The organism is Paraburkholderia franconis (assembly GCF_009362735.1).
Lineage (GTDB): Bacteria > Pseudomonadota > Gammaproteobacteria > Burkholderiales > Burkholderiaceae > Paraburkholderia > Paraburkholderia franconis.
Genome location: NZ_WHNP01000001.1, coordinates 291,512 through 312,686, shown reverse-complemented (window position 1 = coordinate 312,686; position 21,175 = coordinate 291,512). Strand labels below are relative to the sequence as shown.

General features: G+C 62.5%; 21 protein-coding genes. 11 read left to right on the top strand and 10 right to left on the bottom strand.

Annotated elements, in window-relative coordinates:
* Window positions 1-55: 55 nt before the first annotated feature.
* On the bottom strand, window positions 56-1,525 hold the full coding sequence (locus tag GCT13_RS01520; RefSeq protein WP_152754993.1) for an NCS1 family nucleobase:cation symporter-1: 1,470 nt from the start codon (window positions 1,523-1,525) through the stop codon (window positions 56-58).
* A gap of 496 nt (window positions 1,526-2,021) precedes the next feature.
* Here GCT13_RS01520 and GCT13_RS01515 point away from each other — a divergent pair, with 496 nt between their 5' ends.
* The gene (locus GCT13_RS01515; protein ID WP_152754992.1) at window positions 2,022-2,495 is read left to right on the top strand and encodes an Lrp/AsnC family transcriptional regulator; all 474 of its coding nucleotides are present in this window, start codon (window positions 2,022-2,024) and stop codon (window positions 2,493-2,495) included.
* Between the two features lie 4 nt (window positions 2,496-2,499).
* Here the strand turns inward: GCT13_RS01515 and GCT13_RS01510 are convergent, their stop codons facing one another.
* The 4 genes from GCT13_RS01510 to GCT13_RS01495 all read right to left on the bottom strand — a co-directional run bounded on the left by GCT13_RS01510 (window position 2,500) and on the right by GCT13_RS01495 (window position 7,005).
* Window positions 2,500-3,843 carry an MFS transporter gene (locus GCT13_RS01510; protein WP_152755072.1) on the bottom strand — a complete coding sequence of 448 codons (1,344 nt, stop codon included), beginning with the start codon at window positions 3,841-3,843 and terminating at the stop codon, window positions 2,500-2,502.
* Between the two features lie 152 nt (window positions 3,844-3,995).
* Window positions 3,996-4,247, bottom strand: coding sequence for a DUF2783 domain-containing protein (locus tag GCT13_RS01505; RefSeq protein ID WP_321574136.1), 252 nt, complete (start codon window positions 4,245-4,247; stop codon window positions 3,996-3,998).
* Window positions 4,248-4,277: 30 nt separating this feature from the next.
* Entirely contained in the window at window positions 4,278-5,984 is a 1,707-nt protein-coding gene (locus GCT13_RS01500) for an FAD-dependent oxidoreductase (protein ID WP_152754990.1), read from the bottom strand.
* Window positions 5,985-6,045: 61 nt separating this feature from the next.
* The gene (locus GCT13_RS01495; protein WP_152754989.1) at window positions 6,046-7,005 is read right to left on the bottom strand and encodes an MBL fold metallo-hydrolase; all 960 of its coding nucleotides are present in this window, start codon (window positions 7,003-7,005) and stop codon (window positions 6,046-6,048) included.
* Window positions 7,006-7,268: 263 nt separating this feature from the next.
* Here GCT13_RS01495 and GCT13_RS01490 point away from each other — a divergent pair, with 263 nt between their 5' ends.
* Window positions 7,269-8,117, top strand: coding sequence for an IclR family transcriptional regulator (locus GCT13_RS01490; RefSeq protein WP_152754988.1), 849 nt, complete (start codon window positions 7,269-7,271; stop codon window positions 8,115-8,117).
* A gap of 2 nt (window positions 8,118-8,119) precedes the next feature.
* Entirely contained in the window at window positions 8,120-8,962 is an 843-nt protein-coding gene (locus GCT13_RS01485; RefSeq protein WP_152754987.1) for an IclR family transcriptional regulator, read from the top strand.
* Between the two features lie 21 nt (window positions 8,963-8,983).
* Here GCT13_RS01485 and GCT13_RS01480 read toward each other — a convergent pair whose 3' ends face one another.
* The 3 genes from GCT13_RS01480 to GCT13_RS01470 all read right to left on the bottom strand — a co-directional run bounded on the left by GCT13_RS01480 (window position 8,984) and on the right by GCT13_RS01470 (window position 11,891).
* A complete protein-coding gene (locus tag GCT13_RS01480) occupies window positions 8,984-9,856 on the bottom strand; it encodes a MurR/RpiR family transcriptional regulator (protein WP_321574135.1) in 873 nt (290 codons plus the stop codon).
* Window positions 9,857-9,919: 63 nt separating this feature from the next.
* Window positions 9,920-11,029 (bottom strand): ABC transporter ATP-binding protein, encoded by a 1,110-nt coding sequence (locus GCT13_RS01475; RefSeq protein ID WP_152754986.1) that lies wholly within the window; start codon window positions 11,027-11,029, stop codon window positions 9,920-9,922.
* An 88-nt stretch (window positions 11,030-11,117) separates the two neighbouring features.
* A complete protein-coding gene (locus tag GCT13_RS01470; RefSeq protein WP_152754985.1) occupies window positions 11,118-11,891 on the bottom strand; it encodes an SDR family oxidoreductase in 774 nt (257 codons plus the stop codon).
* Window positions 11,892-12,188: 297 nt separating this feature from the next.
* On the opposite strand from GCT13_RS01470, the gene GCT13_RS01465 reads away from it, so the two are divergent.
* The 3 genes from GCT13_RS01465 to GCT13_RS01455 all read left to right on the top strand — a co-directional run bounded on the left by GCT13_RS01465 (window position 12,189) and on the right by GCT13_RS01455 (window position 15,353).
* On the top strand, window positions 12,189-13,421 hold the full coding sequence (locus GCT13_RS01465; protein WP_152754984.1) for an ABC transporter substrate-binding protein: 1,233 nt from the start codon (window positions 12,189-12,191) through the stop codon (window positions 13,419-13,421).
* Window positions 13,422-13,620: 199 nt separating this feature from the next.
* On the top strand, window positions 13,621-14,511 hold the full coding sequence (locus GCT13_RS01460; RefSeq protein ID WP_152754983.1) for a carbohydrate ABC transporter permease: 891 nt from the start codon (window positions 13,621-13,623) through the stop codon (window positions 14,509-14,511).
* Window positions 14,508-15,353 (top strand): carbohydrate ABC transporter permease, encoded by an 846-nt coding sequence (locus GCT13_RS01455; protein WP_087732933.1) that lies wholly within the window; start codon window positions 14,508-14,510, stop codon window positions 15,351-15,353. The genes GCT13_RS01460 and GCT13_RS01455 overlap by 4 nt, the downstream gene beginning before the upstream one ends.
* A gap of 139 nt (window positions 15,354-15,492) precedes the next feature.
* Here the strand turns inward: GCT13_RS01455 and GCT13_RS01450 are convergent, their stop codons facing one another.
* Complete coding sequence (locus GCT13_RS01450; RefSeq protein ID WP_227746691.1) at window positions 15,493-16,548, bottom strand: NHL repeat-containing protein; 1,056 nt, start codon at window positions 16,546-16,548, stop codon at window positions 15,493-15,495.
* Window positions 16,549-17,139: 591 nt separating this feature from the next.
* Between GCT13_RS01450 and GCT13_RS01445 the strand changes: the two genes are divergently transcribed.
* The 4 genes from GCT13_RS01445 (at window position 17,140) to GCT13_RS01430 (ending at window position 19,509) form a co-directional block, all read left to right on the top strand.
* Window positions 17,140-17,460, top strand: coding sequence for a hypothetical protein (locus tag GCT13_RS01445; protein ID WP_152754982.1), 321 nt, complete (start codon window positions 17,140-17,142; stop codon window positions 17,458-17,460).
* A gap of 314 nt (window positions 17,461-17,774) precedes the next feature.
* A complete protein-coding gene (locus GCT13_RS01440) occupies window positions 17,775-18,059 on the top strand; it encodes a hypothetical protein (protein WP_152754981.1) in 285 nt (94 codons plus the stop codon).
* Window positions 18,060-18,223: 164 nt separating this feature from the next.
* The gene (locus GCT13_RS01435; protein ID WP_152754980.1) at window positions 18,224-18,661 is read left to right on the top strand and encodes a carboxymuconolactone decarboxylase family protein; all 438 of its coding nucleotides are present in this window, start codon (window positions 18,224-18,226) and stop codon (window positions 18,659-18,661) included.
* A 137-nt stretch (window positions 18,662-18,798) separates the two neighbouring features.
* Window positions 18,799-19,509, top strand: a complete 711-nt coding sequence (locus tag GCT13_RS01430) for a dienelactone hydrolase family protein (protein ID WP_152754979.1) — start codon at window positions 18,799-18,801, stop codon at window positions 19,507-19,509.
* A gap of 132 nt (window positions 19,510-19,641) precedes the next feature.
* On the opposite strand, the gene GCT13_RS01425 is transcribed toward GCT13_RS01430, so the two are convergent.
* Window positions 19,642-20,073: a hypothetical protein gene (locus GCT13_RS01425; RefSeq protein ID WP_152754978.1), complete on the bottom strand. Its 432-nt coding sequence runs from the start codon at window positions 20,071-20,073 to the stop codon at window positions 19,642-19,644.
* A gap of 384 nt (window positions 20,074-20,457) precedes the next feature.
* On the opposite strand from GCT13_RS01425, the gene GCT13_RS01420 reads away from it, so the two are divergent.
* Window positions 20,458-21,153, top strand: coding sequence for an NADPH-dependent F420 reductase (locus GCT13_RS01420; RefSeq protein ID WP_152754977.1), 696 nt, complete (start codon window positions 20,458-20,460; stop codon window positions 21,151-21,153).
* Window positions 21,154-21,175: the final 22 nt, after the last annotated feature.

Sequence of the window (21,175 nt, the reverse complement as noted above, 5' to 3'; positions counted from 1 at the left end):
TATTATTTCGCCTCGGAGAACTTTAGCGAGGACGAACGCGTGCCCGGTCATTCTTTCAGGTTCTCCGCGCGAACCGCATCATCGCCACGTACAGCACCGCGCCCGCAACCGCACCGATCAGCCAGCCGAAATTGTTTTCGGGCAGCACGTGCAGTAACTGTGTGCACAACTCCCAACCCACGGAGATGCATCCCGACAGGACGAGCGCCGCAACACCCACCTTGTTCCAGCCTCCGTCGTAGTAGAAACGGCCCGTCGGCGCCATCGTATAGAGTTCGGCCGTTTGCACCTGCTGCTTCTTGATCAGGTAGAAGTCGGCCATCATTACGCCATACAGCGGTGCGAGCACGGAGCCGAACACGCTGACGAAAATCGTAATAGCCTTTGGACTGTCGACAAAAATCCATGGACAAACGAGCACGGCAAGAATGGACGCGATCAGACCGCCGCGCTTGAAATCGACATGCTTCGGGAAGAGGTTGGCGAGATCATAGGCAGGCGAAACAAAATTGGCGACGATATTGATGCCCATTGTCGCCACGATAAACGTCAGGCTGCCGATCACCACGGCCACCTTGTTCTGGATGTGCGCGACGATCGCGACAGGGTCCATGATCATCGAACCGAATACGCTCGCGCTACCCGACGTGACGATGACGGTAATGATCGCAAAGACGATGAAGTTGACGGGCAGGCCAAGGAAATTGCCGACTTTCATCTGCTGCTCGCTTCTTGCGAAACGCGAGAAGTCGCCGAAATTGAGCAGCAACGCGGCGAAATAACTGACCACGAGAAGTATGGCATTACCCATGCCCGCAAACTGTTCCGTGCCCGTCAGCGTTTTGCCGCCAAGAGTCAGGCTCAAGCTGCCAAGCCCCGCTTGCGAAAGAATCCACGCCATCAGCGCGAACATCACGACGTATACCGCTGGCCCGCAAAAATCGATGAACTTGCGGATCGTCTCCATCCCGCGTTGAAAAATAAAGAGCTGGAATATCCACATGAAAAGAAAGCTCACCCAGCCCAGGCCATCGAGTTTCAGAAAACTCACTTCACGCAATGCCGCCGAAGCAGGAATGAACAAAAGCAGCAGTGTCGCAACTGCTTTGGACGCGAAGTACGTTTGCACGCCATACCAGACGATGCCGACCACGCCGCGAATCATCGCCGCGAGATTTGCACCCATCACGCCCATGCTCACCCGCGCCATCACCGGGAACGGAATGCCGTGCATATAGCTCGGTTTGCCGACCCAGTTCATCAGCATGTAGACGACAAGAATGCCGACCGTCAGCGCGATCAGCACCTGCCAGCCGGAAATGCCGAGCAAAAAGAGGCTCGCCGCGAACGTATAGCCGCCGACGCTGTGCACGTCGGACATCCACATCGCAAAGATGCTATAGCCCGTCCACGTGCGACGATCGTGCGGAACGGGCGCGAGGTCGCGGTTGTGCAGGCGCGAATCGGCCTGCCCCGCCAAATCGCTGGAATCGTGCGGCGCATCGAAAAGAGGTGACGTAGACATGGCTCCCCCTGCTGGTTGAAGCATGGCCGTCTGCCGAAGACCGCCATGACTTGACGATGCGACGTGGCGCGCACGCGTGATTCAACGCCGGGCCCGACTGGAATCACGTCCGCGATGACAGGTATTGTTTCTGCAATATAGGTTGATTGTTTTAGTAATAAAAGCGCCTGTCGATACGACAAAAAACAGGCGTACGAATAGAAGCGGGGAAGAGACGCGCAAGAACCGCGCAGAGGATGAATGCTTCCGTGACCGATGAACGCGCCGCACGGCGTGGGTTTCGCCGCTGACCATCCCTGCCGGCGCCATCTTGCGAATGACGCGGCACCCGTTGACGGAGGGTCATCCGCCTGTCGTTGCGGGCAAGGAAGCATGGTGAAGAATATACCGGCGATGCCCGTGGATAGGCTTCCTGTCTCAGGCGAAAGACGGGCCATGGGCGGAATATCGTTCCGGTAGAATAGAAATTCTCCGAGTATTCTTCCAAACGCACATCATGCAAGCCCGCACCCGCCCGCTGGACAACCAGGACCGCGCGATCATGCGCGCGCTGCAGAAGAACGCTCGCCTGTCGAATGCCGAGCTGGCCGAGCTCGTCGGCATGTCGACTACTGCGTGCTGGAACCGCACGCGTCAACTCGAAGCCGACGGTTATATCCGCGGCTACGTCGCGTTGCTGGACCAGCAGAAGCTGGGTTTCGCGGATGTCGTGCTGATCGAGGTCACGCTCGACCGGCACGACGATGACGCGCTGGCCCGCTTCGGCGCCGAACTCGCGACGCTGCCCGAAGTGCTCGAGGCGTATCTCGTGTCGGGCGAATACGACTATCTGATCAAGGTGGCCGTCGATGGCACGGCGGGCTATGAACGCTTCCTGCGCGAAAAGCTCTACAAGATCTCCGGCATTCGACACAGCCGATCGATGTTCGCGCTGCGTTGCATGAAGAGCATTCCATCGGTGCAGGTCTAGGAAATCAGGCAGATGCCTGGTCCGCGCTGCGCTGTGCAGGCACGCCGCGCAGCAATGCGATGCCGCTCATGAAGAGCAGTGCGGTCAGCAGATAGAGCGCGTCGTCCATGCTGCCCGTTTGCGTCTTGATGATCCCGATTACCCACGGGCTCACGATGCCGCTCGTAATGCCGATGCTGCTGATCAGCGCGATGCCCGCGGCCGCCGCCTTGCCGGACAGATAACCGGACGGCACGGTCCAGAAGATCGGCAGCGCGGCGAAGATCAGCACGGCCGCAATCGACAGAATGCCGAGCATCGCGGCAAAGCTGCTCAGATGCAGTGTGAGCAACGAGAGCGCAATGCCGCCTCCCATCGTGCAAAAGGCGAAATGCCTGCGGCGCTCGCCGTGACGGTCCGAATGACGCGCAATCAGAATCAGCCCGACAGCGCCGATTGCGTTGGGAATCACCGTGTACAGGCTGATCCACAGCACGTCATGCACGCCGAAATCGCGAATCATCAACGGCATCCAGAAGTTGAGCGTCAACGATGCGCACGTCAGCGAGAAATAGATGAACGCGAACAAATAGACGCGCGGATTGCGCAGTGCGTCGATGAACGAGCGTGAAGAATGCGAACTCGCGGGACGATGCTCGGCGTCGCGTTGCGCGATCAGATGATCCTTCTCCTGCTGCGTGAGCCACGCGGCCTTTTGCGGCCCGTCCACGAGCCAGAACGCAGCGAGCAATCCGAGCACGACAGCGGGCGCGCCTTCGATCGCGAACATCCATTGCCAGCCGAACAGGCCCATGACGCCCGCCATGTCGCGCATGATCCAGCCCGAGACGAGTCCGCCGAGCACGCCGGCCACTGCGACGCCCGCGAAGAAGATCGACAGGATCACGGCGCGCCGTCGCGCGGGATACCAGTACGTCAGATACAGCACGATGCCCGGAAAGAAGCCCGCTTCGAACACGCCGAGCATGAACCGCAGCAGATAGAAATGCGACGGTCGCGACACGAACATCATGCACACCGACGCCGCGCCCCACAGCAGCATGATCCGCGTGAACGTGCGGCGCGCGCCGAAGCGGGCCAACAGCAGATTGCTCGGCACTTCGCACGCCACGTAGCCGATATAGAAGACGGCCGCGCCGAGTCCATACATCGCATCGCTGAAGCCGAGATCATGCTTCATCTGCAATTGCGCGAAGCCGATGTTGATGCGATCGAGAAACGAAATGACATAGCAGAGAAACAGAAACGGCACGATGCGCAACGTGACCTTGCGATAAAGCGCCGTGTCGTCGTGCTGCGCGGCGGCGGAACCACCAGGCTCATAGGCATGCGGAACGGAGTGGCTCATGGACTGACTCATCAGGATCTCCAGACAATACGGGTCCAACGGACCCAGCGGGTCCGGCGTCTGTTGCGCCGTGTTGTGAGGTTGTGAAGGTGTGAGGCTGTGGGAAAAGCGGCGGCTCGCGTGTGCTTACGCTACGAGCCGCATCAAAAAGATCAGGCCGCGACGCGCGGCGCGTCCGCTGCATGCCCGGCAGCAGCCGGAAGATTCGTTCCGTCGACGCCTTCGCGCGCATATCGAATCGCTTCCATCAGCGTCGCGTAGTCGCCGATATGATTCGCCAGCAGCAGGATCAGCTGCGCGTTGGCCGCCTGGCTTTGTGCTTCATCGAAGTCGCGATGCATGTCGATCAGCGCTTCGTAGAAGTCGTCGGGTTGTGTCAGATTGAGTTGCGTGATGAGTGCCACCGTTGTCTCCTGTTGCTCCGTACGCTGCATTTACGCAATACCTTCCACGCACAAAGTCCGCTTGAGCGCGGCTTCGACGCGCGCCGCATCGAGCGTGCGCCAGCGCGCGCACACATGCTGGTCCGGACGGATCAGATAGAACGTTCCGGGCGTCGCGTCGTAACGCGAGAACGCAAGACGTTCGGCATCTTCAAGCACGACGGCGCCCTTCGGATCGCGTACCGCATCGCCCTCGCCATCACGCGCGACGATGACCAGCTTCAACGGAATCGGTCCATCGTGCAGCGCGTTCAGCGCACGTTGCGTCGCGGCGTCGATGCCGTCCTTGCCGCAGAACAGCACGCCCGTGAACACCTCGCCCAATTGCGCGAGCAGCCAGGCGGGCCCGCCATTCAGCAAGACCGGCGCGTCCGCGCACGAAGTCCCCGGCACCATCTTGTCTTCGAAGCTGTCGCAATCGGCCGTGTTGAGCGTCGAATCGCGCAGCACCGCAGGCACCGAAAGACGTCCGCTGTTTGCGAGCGCACGCGCGAACGGATGCTTACGCGCGAGCTTCAGCACGGCGTCGCGGAACGTGCGGCTGACGGGCGACTTCGGTGTGATGAAATCGGTGGAACGCGTCGAGTTGCGAATGTTCTCGTCGGCTGCATATTCGCGTTCGCTCGCGTACGTATCGAGCAATGTATCCGGCGCGCGGCCGTCCAGCACCATCGCGAGCTTCCAAGCGATGTTCTCCGCGTCCTGGAAACCGCTGTTCGCGCCGCGCGCGCCGAACGGCGACACGAGATGCGCGGCATCGCCGACAAACACCACGTTGCCATGCCGGAAGCGCTCCATGCGCAGGCACGAGAACGTGTAGACGCTGACCCATTCCAGTTCGAACTTCACATCCGGGCCGAGCAGCGCGCGCACACGCGGCAGCACGCGCTCGGGCGTTTTCTCGAGAACGGGGTCCGCGTCCCAGCCGAGCTGAAAGTCGATGCGCCACACGTTGTCGGGCTGATGATGCAGCAGCACCGACTGATTCGGATGGAACGGCGGATCGAACCAGAACCAGCGCTCGCTCGGAAACTCCGCTTCCATCTTCACGTCGGCGATCAGGAAACGGTCCTTGAACACACGGCCTTTGCTGTCGAGGCCCATCATGTTGCGGATCGGGCTGCGCGAACCGTCGGCGGCAATCACATAGCGGCCGCACAACGGATATTCGCCATCGGGCGTCTCGACGGTCAGCGTGACGAACGCATCGGCGGAACCCGGCTCGCCGTGCTGCTGCAAGCCGACCACCTTGTTCTTCCAGCGGATGTCGATATTCGGCAGCGACTGCGCACGTTCGAGCAGAAAGCCTTCGACGTAGTACTGCTGCAAGTTGATGAACGCGGGACGATGATGCCCCGCCTCCGGCAGCAGATTGAACGTGTACAGCAGTTCGTCCTGCAGGAACACCTTGCCGACGTTCCAGCTGATGCCCTTGTCGACCATCCGGTCGCCGCAGCCAAGGCGATCGAAGATGTCGAGCGAGCGCTTCGAAAAGCAGATCGCACGCGAACCTGTCGAAAGCGAACAGTCATCGTCGACGAGCACGACGGGCACGCCGTGCTGCGCGAGATCGATTGCCGTCGCGAGACCGACGGGCCCCGCGCCGACCACGATCACGGGATGCTTCGCCGCGCCGTTGTCCTGCTCGGCGCAGCGCCGGTATTCGAACGACAAGGTCTGGTAGTCGATGCTGCTCATTCTGCTGTCTCCATCCGTCTGCTTTGTGCTTCGTCCATGCCGCCACGCATCACGCCTGGAATCACGCCTGGAGCGCGTCCCACATGTCCTTGTCGCGCTGCGCGGTCCAGATGCGCGGATGCGTGATGCCGCTCGCCTCGTCATACGCGCGCGACACGTCGAACGGCAGGCAGTGCTCGTAGATGAAGACCTGGCCGAACTTCGGGTCCATCGCCTTGCGCGTGTGCGCCATTGCGGCCTTCAGATCGAGCTTTTCGGCGACGGCCTCGCGGCCGCTTTGCAGGAGCGTCGTGACGAAGTCCTTCGTATAGTCGAGGCCCTTGTTCACGTCTTCAGGCGTGGTGAGCGCGGGGCCGCGGCCCGGCACCAGCTTCTCGGCGTTCAGCGAGCGCAGCGCTTCGAGCGTCGCGGGCCACTGTTCGAGTTGCGCGTCGCCGCAATAGCACGCGGCCTCGTATTCGACGAGATCGCCTGAGAACAGCACCTTTTGCGAAGGCAGCCACACGACGGTATCGCCCTTCGTATGACCCGCGCCCAGATGCGCGATGCGCACTTCGAGCTTGCCGAGGAACAGCGTGATTTCCTTCTCGAACACGAGCGTCGGCCACGTGAGGCCCGGCACCGTTTCGACGCCCGCAAAGAGGCGCGGAAAGCGCTCGATCTCCGACTTCATGTCGGCCTCGCCGCGCTCGACGATCATTTCATACGTGCCGCGGCTCGCGATGATCTGCTGCGCGCCTTCGTTGAAATACGCCGACGCGCCAAGCACGCGCACCGCGTGGTAGTGCGACAGCACGACGTATTTGATCGGCTTGTCGGTGACGCTGCGGATCTTCGCGATCAGGTCTTGCGCCATCGCGGGCGTCGCGGTCGTATCGACGATCAGCACGCCGTCGTCGCCGACGATCACGCCCGAGTTCGGGTCGCCTTCCGCCGTGTACGCGTACGCGTTGTCGGACAGCTGCGTCCACGTGATCTTCTTCTCTTCGAGGTCGGCTTGCGATGCGAATGCCTTGGCCATGCTCGTCTCCGTCAATTGATGGTGCGACGGGCGAGACGGCGTGCGCCATGCGAACGGCCGGCGCACTGCAGGATGACTGTCTCGCCCCATTGGGTTGGAATTGCCCGGCGGCTGTTGCTGTCGCGTCGGGTTGATTCCATCTTAGACGTTGCCGATTATTTGTCAATAGCTAAACGTATCGCTATATGCTAATTTCGTGTTTACCCTGAACGCTCACTGGATCGGCGCGATCGGCGGCGGCCGAAGGCGCGCGTTCGTTTAACATGGACCTTTTTTCGGCGCGGACGAACGGCGTGAGCGGCATGAGCAAGGCAGCCAAGGCAGCAACAGACAGCGAAACGGGCGCGGGCAAGCAGCAGCGCGGCATCCAGAGCGTCGAAGTCGGCGGACGGCTACTGCATGCGCTCGCGACGGCGCGTGCGCCGCTCGCGCTCTCCGACCTCGCATCGGCCGCCGACATCGCGCCCGGCCAGGCGCACGCGTATCTCGTGAGCCTTACGCGGCTCGGCCTCATCAAGCGCGACGACCTCTCGGGACGCTACGAGCCGGGGCCGCTTTCATTGCGGCTCGGCCTGATGCGGCTCGCGAACCAGCCTGCGTTTCGCGCCGCCGTGCCGCGCGTCGCCGCGCTCGCCGAGGAGATCGGCTTCAGCGTCGCGATCTGCACGGCCGGTCCGCAAGGGCCGACCATCGTCCGCTACGAGCATGCGGGCTTTCCGTTGCATGTGAACCTGCATTTGGGCACGGTGATGTCGTTGCCGGCCACATCGACGGGACGCGTGTTCTGCGCATTCCTCGCGCCCGCTCAACTGCAGACGATGTGGGCGAACCAGTCGGGCAACACGGCCGACATCGTCGCGCCCGCCGAACGCAAAGCATTCGACGCGACGCTTGCCGCTATCCGCGAGCGCGGCATCGAACGCGGCATCGACGCGCCGAGCCCCGGCATCAGCAGTCTTGCCGTGCCCGTGCTCGATGCCGCTGGCGAGCTATGCGTCGCGCTGACGGTGATCGGCCCGAGCGGCGCAATCGACGTGAACTGGACAGGGCCGATCGCGCGGGCGCTGCAAAACGCGGCGCGCGAGATCGGCGCGGATATCGTGGCGCATTGAACATGAACGAAGCCCTCAAGACCTCGTCATCCGAAACCGCCGACGCAAAACAGCAGCGCGGCATCCAGTCGCTCGACAGCACGGGCGAGCTGCTCACGGCTCTCGTCGCGGCTGGCAAGCCGTTGTCGTTGCGCGATCTGGCGGCGGCAGCGGGCATGCCGGCCGCGAAGGCCTTTCCGCATCTGGTGAGCTTGCAGAAGATCGGCTTGCTCGGGCGCGATGCATTAGGCTGTTTCGAAGCGGGGCCGCTTGCGCTCGAACTGGGTCTCATCGGATTGCAGCGCCTGTCGCCGACGCGCGAAGCGGAGCCCGAAATCGTCGACCTCGCGGTGACGACAGGCATGAGCGTCGCGATGGCCGTGCTCGGTCCGCTGGGACCGACCGTCGTGCGGCTCGAAGAATCGGCGCGGCCGTTGCATGTGAGCCTGCGCGTGGGCACCGTGATGTCGCTCGTCAACACGGCGATCGGCCGCGTGTTCGCCGCCCATGTCGCCGACGATGTGCGGCATGGTCTGCTCGCGCAGGATCATCTGCGTCTCGCGGGTGCGCAGCGCGCGGAGATTTTCGCGTCGACCGATGCGCGCGCGGCAAAGCTCGCGCCACCGTATGCCGAGCGTCTCGCGCAGATCCGCGAGCATGGCATCGACACCGCGCTCAACAAGCCGATCCCCGGCATCAACACGCTGGCCGCGCCCGTGTTCGATCACACAGGCAGCATCGTGCTCGTGATCGCGCTGATGGGCACGGCGGGGAGCTTCGACAGTGATACGCAGGGCGGCGCCGCGCAAACATTGCTTGCAGCGACGCAACGTCTGTCGCGGCGGTTCGGCTACGTGCATCGCTAAAGATCGATGACGAACGCCTGACTAACGCGGCTCATCCTCGGCGGCCTCGTCTGCTTCGTGCGCCAGCCGCGCTTTCGCGTGACGCATCTTCTCCAGCGTGTGCGGTTCGAGGCGCAACGCGACACCGATCGCAAGCGCATCCATCACGCACAGATGCACGAGCCGCGACACGCCCGGCGTATTCGGATCGATGGGACTCGGCACACGCAGCAGCAACGGAATATCGACCATCCACGCGAGCCGCGAGCCTACGTTGGTCAATGCAATCGTCGTCGCGCCGCGCTCCTTCGCGATCTGCATGCTCTCGTTCACTTCGACGCTGCGCCCCGAATGCGAAATCGCGAACGCGACGTCCCCGGGTTCGAGCAGGCCTGCGTACAGGCGCTGCAAATGCCCATCCGTAAAAGCGCTCGCGGCGATGTCGAGCCGCAGGAAACGCAACGCCGCGTCCTGCGCGACGAGTCCCGAACCCGAGCCGACGCCGAAGAAATACACGCGGCGCGCACTCGCCAGCGCGGCCATCGCGGCATTCACCGCGACGGGGTCGATCGCGCTGCGCGCCTGCATGATGCCTTCGACGGCCGCTTCGCCGACCTTTTGAATCAGCGCCTGCGTATCGTCGTCGCGCGCGACGGCCTGCGACGCATACGGCATTCCGCCCGCGACGCTTTGCGCGAGCTGCATCTTGAAGTCGCGCAGGCCGTGCGCGCCGACGGCACGGCAAAAGCGCGTGACGGAAGGCTCGGAGACATCCGCGCGCTGCGCAAGCTCGGTGATGCTCGCGCGCATCGCGAAGTCGACATCCGACAGCACCATGTCGGCGACCTTGCGCTCGGCGGGCCGCAGCGATTCGAGCGCGCTGCGGATATGAGGAATCAGGTTCGGTGCGGACACCTGTGCGTTCCTTTGGATTGAAAGTGAATCAACGGCATGTCGCCGCGTCGCCGTACCGTGCCATCAGCCAAGTCTGCGTCCGCTCTCCGTATCGAACAGGTGCATGTGCTGCCCGGGAAAGCGCACTGTCACGCGCTGGCCCGGCTCGATCGACGCGCGCTGGCGCATCGTCACGCACCACGACGCGCCGCCGATCTTGCCGTACAGATGCGTTTCCGCGCCCGTCGGCTCGATCACTTCGACGTCCATCGGAATCCCCTCGTCCGATGCTTCGATATGTTCGGGCCGCACGCCGAGCGTGACCTTCGCGCCGGGCTTCGCGATCGCGCCGCTCACACCGTTCACGCCGTTCACGCCGTTCGCGCCGTTCGCGCCGTGCAGCGGAATCTGCGCGCCGTCGCCGAGTTGCAATGCGACGCCGTTCGCCGTGCTCACCACTTCGCCCGCCGCGAAGTTCATCGAAGGCGAGCCGAGAAAGCTCGCGACGAACAGATTCGCCGGCCGGTCGTACAGTTCCAGCGGACGCCCGATCTGCTCGATGCGCCCCGCGTTCATCACGACGATGCGATCGGCCATCGTCATCGCCTCGATCTGGTCGTGCGTGACGTAGATCACCGTGTTCTTCAGCCGCTGATGCAGCGCCTTGATCTCCGTGCGCATCTGCACGCGCAGCTTCGCGTCGAGGTTCGACAGCGGCTCGTCGAACAGGAACAGCGACGGCTCGCGCACCACCGCGCGCCCCATCGCGACGCGCTGACGCTGGCCGCCCGACAGCGCGCGCGGCAAGCGGTCGAGGTAGCCGCTGAGGTTCAGCATCTTCGCGGCCGCCTCGATGCGCGGCTTGAAGCTCGTCGACGCTTCCTTGCGGATGCGCGGACCGAACGCGATGTTGTCGTATACGGACAGATGCGGATAGAGCGCGTAGCTCTGGAACACCATCGAGATATTGCGCTGCTGCGGCGGCAAGCCGTTCGCGCGCGTGCCGCCGATCGTCAGTTCGCCGCCGCTGATTTCCTCGAGTCCCGCGACCATTCGCATCAACGTGCTCTTGCCGCAACCCGACGGGCCGACCAGCACGACGAACTCGCCGTCGTCGATATGCAGGTCGATGCCGTGCACGACCTGCGTGTCGCCGTAACGCTTGTAGATGCCGCTCAGTTGCACTGCTGCCATGCTGTCCTCATCGTCGTCGTGCGCGGCGTTGCATGTCGCCGCGTTGCGGTTATGCGGTCACGTTGCCTGTTCGAAGGCATTAAAAGCGTTATAGCGATTCGAGCGTCAGCTCCTCGGCCATCAGACGATTGCCCGCCATCAGGCCGCCATCGACGGGCAGCGCGACGCCAGTGATCACGCGCGCCATCGGCGACGCGAGAAAAAGCACGGCATCGGCGATGTCGTCGGGCGTCGCGAAGTCGCGCAGCGGATACCACTTCTTCAGGTTCTCGAAGACCTGCGGGTTCTTGTCGACGCGCGCCTGCCAGGCCTTCGTCTTCACGGTGCCCGGACACACGATGTTCGCGCGAATGCCGTACCGGCCGAGTTCGATCGCGAGCGACTTCGTGTAGCTGATGAGCCCCGCCTTCGCCGCGCTGTACGCGGGATGACCGAGCGCCGCCATGCCGTTCACCGAGCCGATCAGCACGATCGACCCGCGCTGCCGTTCGATCATCGACGCGCGCACCGCTTCGACCGTGTGATACGTGCCGTTCAGGTTCAGATGCACGTCGCGTTGCCAGCTCGCCGCGTCCGTCTTCGCGAGCGTCAGCCCGTCCGCTGCGCCCGCGTTCGCGACGAGCACGTCGACGGGGCCGCGCACGGCCACCGCTTGCGCGACGCGCTCGCGCACCGCGTCGGCATTGCCGAGATCGACGGCGACGGGCGTCACATTGTCGGCGCCCAGGCTTGAAGCAAGCTCGTTCAGCGCGGCGGCGTCGATGTCGAGCGCGAGCACCGTCGCGCCGTCTTCAACGAAACGCCGGCACAACACGCTGCCGATTCCACCGCACGCTCCCGTCACCAGCACGACACGCTTCATGTCCGTCCTCTCCGCGTTCGCGAACGGCCCGCGCTCGACGCGCAAGACCGTCTCTCGCCGTGTAAATTTCCTACATAGTGCACATTTTCAGGGTTCGCGAATGATGTGTTCGCTACATACATCGCCAAACCCGCACCGCACAAAAAGCCCATCTTTTACGGCATCTTATGCAAAAAACCGGACAACAAAAAATATCGTCAGCCCTACGTGACAACATTTTTTTTCGTGTGTAGGATTTTTTCAAACAATCAACCCAAGCAGCCGGCTACGGCGGCGGATCACCCCAGGAGAGACGAAATGTCGTTGCATGCACGTGCTTCCCTTACGCTCGGCAAAGTCGCCGCAGCGCTCGCGTTTGCGGGTCTTGCCCTATCGGCGCACGCCGATACGGTGCGTGTGACGGTCGCGCACTACAGCGACGCGACGGCCCCGTACTTCGAGAAAATGGCCCGCCAGTTCGAGAAGGCCAACCCCGGCACCACGATCAAGATCGAGGACGTGAACTGGGACACGCTGCAACAGAAGCTGCAAACGGACATCTCGGGCAACGCCAACGCCGACCTCGCGATCGTCGGCACGCGCTGGCTGCTTGATTTCGTGAAGGACGACGTGGCCGAGCCGCTCGACGGCTACATGGACGCGAACTTCAAGGGCCGCTTCATCAGCCCGTTTCTCGCCCCCGGCCAGATCAACGGCAAGACGTACGGCCTGCCGATCGCCGCTTCGGCGCGCGCGCTCTACTACAACAAGGATCTGCTCGCGAGCGTCGGCTATCCGAATGGCCCGAAGACGTGGAATGACGTGATCGATGCGTCGAAGAAGCTGAAGGCGAAGGGCGTCGCCGGTTTCGGCCTGCAGGGCAAGGAAATCGAAACCGACGTGTACTACTACTATGCGCTGTGGACCAACGGCGGCGACGTACTGAACAAGCAAGGCAAGGCCGGCTTCGATTCACCCGCCGGCATCAAGGCAGCGACGCTGTACAAGTCGATGATCGACCAGGGGCTGACGCAGCCGGGCGTGACGGGCTACAGCCGCGAAGACGTGCAGAACCTGTTCAAGCAGGGCCGCGTCGCGATGGTGATCTCCGCGCCGTTCCTCGCGAAGCAGATCAAGAAGGAAGCGCCGAATCTGAAATACGGCATCGACCCGGTTCCCGTCGGCACGAACGGCGCGACGTATGCCGTCACCGATTCGATCGTGATGTTCAAGAACTCGAAGGTGAAGAAGGACGCGTGGAAGTTCCTCGACTATCTGTTCACGAAGGAACCGCGCGTCGAGTTCACGAGCACGGAAGGCTTCCTGCCGACGACGAAGGCGGAAGCCACCGACCCCGCGTTCAACGATGCCGACACGAAGGCGTTCATCGCCTTGTTGCCGCAAGCGCGTTTCGCGCCGACGGTAACGGGCTGGGAAGACACGGCGAAGGCCGTGACGAACGCGATGCAGGCCGTCTATCTCGGCAAGGCGAAGCCCGACGATGCGCTGAAACAGGCGGCAAACCAGGCGAACCAGGCGCTCGGCCATTGAGGCGCGCTTGAGCCGTCGTTGAAGATTCGCTGTTAGCGAAGTACGGAAGCCGCATCGGCTCGACGTCGATGCGGCTTCAAGTTCGATGAGCGCGCGCTGCGCTTTGTTCATGCGAAGCGTGCGCCGTATTGCATCCGGCCCATCCCGTCCCGAGGGCTTCATGAGTTCCAACGCCCAAGCAACTGTCGATCGAGCGCGCATGAGCCGTTCCATCGCGCCGCGCGCCGCCGCGCCCTGGTGGCTGATCGCGCCGAGCCTGATCCTCGCGCTGTTCATCATCAGCTATCCGATCTTCAACATCGTGTACCAGTCGCTGCACGATGTGTCGCGCTTCGGTGCGATTCGCGATTTCACCGGCCTGAAGAACTTCTATACCGTCTTCGCCGATCCCGTGTTTCTCGATTCGCTGCGCCGGACGATCGTCTGGACGGCTTGCGTGGTCGGCGGCACGGTCATCATTTCCGTGCCGGTCGCGCTGCTGCTGAATCAGGACTTTCACGGCCGCGGCATCGCGCGCACGATCGTCATGCTGCCGTGGTCCGTCTCGCTGACGATGACAGCCGTCGTCTGGCGCTGGGCCTTCAACGACGACTACGGCATGGTCAACGTGACGTTGCAGCGTCTCGGGCTGATCGGCGGCCCGATTCACTGGCTCGCGACGCCCGAGCTCGCGTTCCCGGTCGAGATCGCCGTCGGCATCCTCGTGTCGATTCCGTTCACCGTGACGATCCTGCTCGGCGGTCTTTCTTCCGTGCCCGGCGATATCTACGAAGCCGCGCGCATCGACGGCGCAAGCGCGTGGCAGCAGTTCCGCCAGTTGACGCTACCGTTGCTGCGGCCGTTCGTGAACATGGCGATCCTGCTCAACGTGATCTACGTGTTCAACTCGTTTCCGATCATCTGGGTGATGACGCAAGGCGGTCCCGACAACGGCACGCACATTCTCGTCACGTACCTGTACGAACTCGGCTTCCGGCTCGGGCGGCCCGGACAGGCGGCCGCCGTGTCGCTGATCATGCTCGTCATGCTGTTCGTGTTCTCGGTGCTGTATCTGCGCATTCAGCCGTCGAAGGAAGGAGAGCCCGCATGAACGCGAAGATGAAGCGCACTGTATGGTGCTGGCTCGCGCTGTCGCCGCTCGTCGTGATCGTGCTGTTTCCGTTTGCCGTGATGCTGTTCACCGCGTTGAAGCCGGCGCAGGAAGTGTTCATCTATCCGGCGCGCTGGTTCCCGGTGCATTGGCAATGGCAGAACTTCGTCGATATGTGGACGGCCGCGAACTTCGGCGTCGCGTTGCGCAACAGTTGCGTGATCAGCCTGCTGTCGACGGCGCTCGCGCTGGCCGTCAGCCTGCCCGCCGCGTACGCGCTCGCGCGCTTTCCGTTTCGCGGGCGCGGACTCTATCGACAGTTTCTGCTCGTCACGCAGATGCTCTCGCCGATTCTGCTGGTGGTCGGCCTGTTCCGTCTCGCCGCGATGATTCCGTATGGCGACGGCAATCTCGTCGACTCGAAGATCGGCGTGATCGTCTCGTATGCAGCGTTCAATATCGCATTCGCCGTGTGGATGCTGTCGTCGTATTTCCAGACCGTGCCGCGCGATCTCGAAGAGTCGGCGTGGCTCGAAGGATGCAGCCGCTCGCGCGCGGTGTTCAAGGTGTTCCTGCCGCTTGCCGTGCCCGCGATCGTCGTGACGGCGATCTTCACGTTCATCAATGCATGGAACGAGTTTGCCGTCGTCTATACGCTGATCCGCTCGCCGGAAAACAAGACACTCACCGTGCAAGTCACCGATATGGTGGCGGGCAAGTACGTCGTCGAATGGCATCTGGTGATGGCCGCGACGCTGTGCGCGACGTTGCCTGTGTCCGTCGTGTTCGCGTGGCTGCAGCGTTATCTCGTGAAGGGGCTCGCGCTCGGCGCGGTGAAGTAACGCGTTTTCGATTCGTCGCGCGAGGGTCGTCGCGGGTCGGACTGTGTTTTGTGGTTCGAATGGCCATTGTGCGGACGAAGCTGCCGCCGTTGTGCTGCGTCAGCCAGAGGCGCTTCGCCCGGTTCGTGTGCGCGTTGCGCTATCGTCCTCTGTATGTCAGCGTCGCCGGATCGCTGTGCCTGAAAATCAAGAACCACGGAGAAACGAGCGGCCCGCCCGCGCTATTTGCCGCGACGATGACGTCACAATGCTTCGTCTTCGTGTCGCATCGACGAAGCTGCCCCGTCGTCTCGGCCGCGTTGCCCGAGATGGGAATGAACAGCTTTCCATCCGGCCCAAAGAGAATCGCCTGTGCAAAGGCTCTCGGCGCGCCTGGCTCCGACAGCGGCAGCGAATCGCGAAGCCGCCCCGTTCTTCCATCGAGCTTCAGAATCCTGTCCACATCGCTCGCGTTGCTGGCGTCCCGGAAGCTCGTAATCCACAGATCGCCGTTGTCGTCGAATACCAGTCCCTCGGGACGGTGAAAATCGGGCACGGTGTTGCTGGACGCGAACACGTCGATGAACTTCTTCGACTGCGGATCGAAGCGCAGCACATACGCGATGAGCGCGTCGGCAGGGTCCGGCGATACAGGACAGCCTCTCGCGGCGACATACAACAGCCCATCGGGACCGAACACCACGCCGCGCGGATAGAAAGCGGGCTTGAAGTCGCGCCGGTCGAGATTGCCGAGGAACGCGCCTGCATCGTTGTATTCGTTCACGCTGCCTTCGTTGGCACAGTCGTCGCCCCGAATGCCGAGGTCAGCGACGTAAAAGCGGTCGCCCGGATCGCCGCGAACGATGCCCTGCGGAGCAAAGGCCGCACCCCGGTCGGTCGAGGAAACGAGCTTGCCGAGAAACATGCCCGTGTTGCTGTCGAAGCGCAAAACCTCGCCAGCCACCGAGCCGAAGTTCTGGTTGACCACGATCAGTTGCCCATCGGTGAAGATCATGCCCATCGGGCCATTCAAGCCTGCTGTTCCCGACTGCACGAATGTTCCTCGTGACGCGCCCGTCGTTGCGTCGAATCGTTTGACGGTGTTGTCGCCGATATCGCCGACGAAAATGTCATCCGCTCTGGCAACCTGACCGGCCAGCAGTGTGCCAATCACGAGAGCCGCGCCGATCAGAATCGAACGTCGTGCTTTCGTCATGGCCGAGGAGCATCTTGTGCGCTGACCGTAGCGCGAAAATGAGGGAGTACCTGTATTCATCGCCTGCCTCCATGGGGTTATGCATCGTTGGTGTTGCCCTGTGTGTCCTTGCATGGACAAGCCGCGTGTTCACGACTCATGCGCACGACTCACGCGGACCGTGCCCGTTACGATGTCGTGCGCATCTACCCGCCCGCCGATGAGGCGGCCTTGCTCGAGCCGCGAGTCGCACGCGGCCTTCACTCAGCTGGTCTTGATTGGGGTTTTGTGGCCGAAAGGCCGAGGTGGCGACGAAACTCGAAGGACGACACGCGAGTATCTGGAGCGAAAGCTGTTGTTCATGGCAGCTCCTTTCGAAGAATCGCCCACAGGCAAAGCGGGCCCTCCGCGCACCTGGACGGATCGATTGACATGCACGCCGGGAAAATGGGAGCCGGCAAAACAGGACGGTCTTTCTTTTAATGATCGTTGCCCGCCCGGCAACCGGTTGGCGCCGGATAGGAGTTACACGTGTATTGAATAACGACAACGGCTTTGGCCAGCGAGAGTGAGTCGTTCGAGTCTGTCCAAGCCGTGCGGTCGGAATAGCGCTTGTCGTGCCAGAACAGTCAAACCCTTGAGCGGCAAGGCAACAAAAGGGCAGCAAAAGTCCGCGAGCTTTCACGCAGAAAGAATGCGGCAAGAACCATTTCAATCGCGATACGCGGCGCCTTCAAAGTACCTTCTCTATTCGCCAGCATTTCGCTGGCACTGGCCATTGAGAGGCTGAAACGCTTATCCGTGCTGGGCGCGAGTGCGCTGTCGTCGAACGTTGCATTCGTGAACAGCGATTATCGGCGCACGGGCGCGGTTGGCTGTCGCGTTTGGCTGTCGCGCGCGCCGGAACGCAAGTTTGGGTCAACGCGCGCCTGATGCATTCCTGAAACCCTCAGCCCGATCCGATCGTGCAACGCGTGCCGGCTTTCGAAACAATCGCTGCGGCCGTTGTCAAAGCGGCTACGTGCAGCGAGGCGTCGTTCGAAGCGCTATCGGGTTGGATGTCATGGGCATGCAAAACTCACGGACGACAATCCGCCGAACAATGTTCACCACATTGACACATACGACTCGCTAACATGAGGCGTGACGCGGCCGGCAAAGCGATGCCATGTCGGTCTGCTTCACGGCTCACAGGCTCACAGGCTCACAGGCTCATAGACTCATAGGCTCACAAACGGGAGATCGATTTGACCGAGCGCCACCTTGCATTGCGTGCCGTTGCGAATCCTAAAGACCCATTCGAAAACCTGTTCATCGACTTGGGCGAACACTCGGCCGACAAGGCGCTCCTCGCCCTGACTGATGCAATGCATGCGCAACAGCGGGACATGAATGCGTATGAGTGGATTCTGAGCGCACTCCCCGGCGCAACGTTGAAGCCCGCATTCGCAATCGGCACGGTCGGCGAGCTGTATCGGTCGTTCACGAGGCCGGCCGAGTTCGCGCGCTTGAACCGTCTTCACAGGTCGTAGCGAATCATTTCAGCATCGTCCGTCGCCGCGCGGAAACGGCTGCCCCACGCTTCCAAAGTGGTTACCTCAAATTCGTTCGAATTGGCCATTTCGCATGGCCAATTCAACGCCTAATCTTCGTCTTGTCGCGCAAGCAAACGCGCTCCATCACTGAGGAAACCATCATGGAACAACGTCTCGACTTCTACAAAGCGAACCCGCATGCGATCAAAGCGATGCTTGCCGTCGAAGAACGCATCGGCAAGAGCGACCTCGAAAAATCGCTGGCTGATCTGGTGCGCCTGCGCGCTTCGCAGATCAACGGCTGCGCGTTCTGTGTCGACATGCATACCACCGACGCGCGCAAGGGCGGCGAAACCGACCGTCGTCTCGCGACGGTCGTCGTGTGGCGCGAAACGCCGTTCTTCACGGCCCGCGAGCGCGCGGCGCTCGAATGGACGGAAGCTCTCACGCTGGTGTCCGAGACCCATGTGCCGGACGCGGTGTGGGAAGCGGTGAAGCCGCATTTCAGCGAAGCGGAACTGGTCGACCTGACGCTGCTTATTTCGGCGATCAACGCATGGAACCGCTTTGCGATTTCGTTCCGGAAGTTGCCGTCGTAAGCGCGCTCCAGGCAGCGCATCGAGGTTGAAGAGCAAGCGGGCGATGCCCGCTTTTTTCGTGTGTCGGCAGTCTGCGTCGCCGGATCAACGGCGCTATGCTATGGCGTCCAGTCAACATCAACAGGAAGACAGACGTCATGACAACGACAACGGGAACCATGATTACTTTTCGCCGGCCCGACGGCCAGGAACTGCAAGGCTATCTCGCGACGCCCGACAAACCCGACGGCGCGCCCGCCGTGGTCGTCATTCAGGAATGGTGGGGCTTGAACGATCAGATTCGCGGCGTCGCGAATCGCCTCGCGCAATCGGGCTACGTCGCGCTGGTGCCCGATCTGTATCGCGGCAAATCAACGGTCGAAGAGGAAGAGGCGCATCACTTGATGGATGGGCTCGACTTCGGCGATGCCGCGTCGCAGGACATTCCCGGCGCGATCCAATACCTGAAAGAGCGCGCGGGCCGCGTCGGCGTGATGGGCTATTGCATGGGCGGCGCGCTGACGCTTCTCTCACTGTGCCAGAGCGCCGATGTGTCGGCGGGCGTCGTCTTCTACGGCTACCCTCCGCTGGATTACATCGACGCTTCGAAGATCAAGGCGCCCGTCCTCGGCCATTGGGCAACGCAAGACGCGGCCTTTCCGATCGCAAACGTGGATACGCTGGAGTCGAAGCTGCGCGCCGCAAAAGTCGACGTGCAGTTCCATCGCTATCTCGCGCATCACGCGTTCACCAACGAAACGGCGGTCGGCAGCGGACGCATCGCCATCACGCAGTACGACCCTGTGTGGTCGCAACTGGCCTGGGACAGAACGCTGACCTTCTTCGGCCGCACGCTGTGGGCGAAGTAAGCGCGAGCGATTCACGCGGTTGATATCGGGCGCGAGCTTTTGCGGAACTCAGCGCCCGGCGTGGTTTCACGCAGCGTGTCGCCCGTTACGGAGCGACTTTGGCGCTGCGCCGAACCACGCTGTGTTCACCGATCAGTCGTAGTGACGATGCTTGTGATGGCGCTTGCCGTGGTAGCCGTGGTCGTCCGCATACGAGTTCGAACGCGAGATGTTGCCGCCGAGCGCCGCGCCCGCGCCGCCGCCCAGGGCCGCGCCGACGAGACCGCCTCCGCGTCCGCCCATCGCGTTGCCTGCCGCGGTGCCGGCCCCGCCGCCCAGCGCGCCGCCGACGATGGCGCCCGTGCGCTCGCGGCGGTTCGACGTGACGGCACCGCCAGCGCCGCCGCCGACCGCACCGCCGATCACGGCACCCGTGCTGCCGCCGACTGCGCCGCCCAACGCCGCGCCGGCCACACCGCCGAGCGCGCCGCCAAGCGCATTGTTCATATCGCCGGCCAGCGCCGGCACCGACGTTGCAGCCGTAAGCGCTGCAATCGCGACCATCTGAATAATTCGGTTCGACATAGAAGGGTCAGTTGTTTTTAAGACGGCGCGAGTATAACTGGACATCTGAAAGGCCTTAGTAACGCCGGATGCCGTTCCCGGTAAGAGGTGTAACAAAATTCGCTTCGCAGATTTGCGTGCCGCCAGAAGCAAGGCGGGAGCGGCTTCGGGCGCATTATTTCGTGTTCGGCATGACACTTTTCACCGGCGCGGCGTTGTGTGACAGCGACGTGGGCTTGCACTATTTGATCGACTCCGCTAGCGCTCGAAACGAACGGCGATTGATCGCCGCCCGATCGGCATGGAGGATGCTCCGCACGGTATGACGAAACGGGCGCCGCTCCGGACGATCCGATACACGTGTCCGGTCACGCGCCGCTACACCCACTTGATCTGGAGGGTTCGATGAATATCAGCATCATCGGTGCAGGCAACATCGGCAAGGTGCTCGCGCGCCGCCTTGTCGAAAAAGGGCACGCGGTACGCATCGCCAATTCGCGCGGCGGCGCTTCGCTGCAAGCCGTCGCGCAGCAAACGGGCGCAACGGCGAGCAACGTGCCGGACATGATCGCGGACGCCGACGTGATCGTCGTGACGATCCCGCTCGCCAAGGTCCCGCAGCTGCCGAAGGGGCTCTTCGACAACGCGAAGCCGTCGGCTGTCGTGATCGATACGTGCAACTACTATCCGCGTCAGCGCGACGGCAGGATCGACGGCATCGAGGCAGGCACGAACGAGAGCCGTTGGGTCGAAGAACAGATCGGGCATCCCGTGGTCAAGGTGTTCAACAACATCTACGCCGCGCATCTCGAAGGCATGGGCAAGCCGTCGGGTGCGCCGGGACGCATCGCGTTGCCCGTCTCCGGCGACGATCCGAAGGCGAAGCAGATCGTCTTCGGACTCGTCAACGACATCGGCTTCGATGCCGTCGACACGGGCACGATCGCCGATTCATGGCGTCAGCAGCCGGGCTCGCCCGTCTATACGGCCGACCTCGACGCGCAAGGCGTGAAGGACGCGCTGGCACGCGCATCGAAGGAACGCACTGCGGACTGGAAAGGGACGTCCGCCAGTCCGGGCACCTTCGATCATCCCGCGTGATCGAACGGAAGTTGCACGACTA

Coding starts and splice junctions, on each gene's coding strand:
- GCT13_RS01470 (WP_152754985.1), bottom strand. CDS start 11,891: ATGAAGCGTGTCGTGCTGGTGACGGGAGCGTGCGGTGGAATCGGCAGC.
- GCT13_RS01485 (WP_152754987.1), top strand. CDS start 8,120: ATGAACGAAGCCCTCAAGACCTCGTCATCCGAAACCGCCGACGCAAAA.
- GCT13_RS01500 (WP_152754990.1), bottom strand. CDS start 5,984: ATGAGCAGCATCGACTACCAGACCTTGTCGTTCGAATACCGGCGCTGC.
- GCT13_RS01455 (WP_087732933.1), top strand. CDS start 14,508: ATGAACGCGAAGATGAAGCGCACTGTATGGTGCTGGCTCGCGCTGTCG.
- GCT13_RS01490 (WP_152754988.1), top strand. CDS start 7,269: ATGGACCTTTTTTCGGCGCGGACGAACGGCGTGAGCGGCATGAGCAAG.
- GCT13_RS01510 (WP_152755072.1), bottom strand. CDS start 3,843: ATGAGCCACTCCGTTCCGCATGCCTATGAGCCTGGTGGTTCCGCCGCC.
- GCT13_RS01475 (WP_152754986.1), bottom strand. CDS start 11,029: ATGGCAGCAGTGCAACTGAGCGGCATCTACAAGCGTTACGGCGACACG.
- GCT13_RS01520 (WP_152754993.1), bottom strand. CDS start 1,525: ATGTCTACGTCACCTCTTTTCGATGCGCCGCACGATTCCAGCGATTTG.
- GCT13_RS01495 (WP_152754989.1), bottom strand. CDS start 7,005: ATGGCCAAGGCATTCGCATCGCAAGCCGACCTCGAAGAGAAGAAGATC.
- GCT13_RS01460 (WP_152754983.1), top strand. CDS start 13,621: ATGAGCCGTTCCATCGCGCCGCGCGCCGCCGCGCCCTGGTGGCTGATC.
- GCT13_RS01420 (WP_152754977.1), top strand. CDS start 20,458: ATGAATATCAGCATCATCGGTGCAGGCAACATCGGCAAGGTGCTCGCG.
- GCT13_RS01425 (WP_152754978.1), bottom strand. CDS start 20,073: ATGTCGAACCGAATTATTCAGATGGTCGCGATTGCAGCGCTTACGGCT.
- GCT13_RS01515 (WP_152754992.1), top strand. CDS start 2,022: ATGCAAGCCCGCACCCGCCCGCTGGACAACCAGGACCGCGCGATCATG.
- GCT13_RS01430 (WP_152754979.1), top strand. CDS start 18,799: ATGACAACGACAACGGGAACCATGATTACTTTTCGCCGGCCCGACGGC.
- GCT13_RS01465 (WP_152754984.1), top strand. CDS start 12,189: ATGTCGTTGCATGCACGTGCTTCCCTTACGCTCGGCAAAGTCGCCGCA.
- GCT13_RS01435 (WP_152754980.1), top strand. CDS start 18,224: ATGGAACAACGTCTCGACTTCTACAAAGCGAACCCGCATGCGATCAAA.
- GCT13_RS01450 (WP_227746691.1), bottom strand. CDS start 16,548: ATGACGAAAGCACGACGTTCGATTCTGATCGGCGCGGCTCTCGTGATT.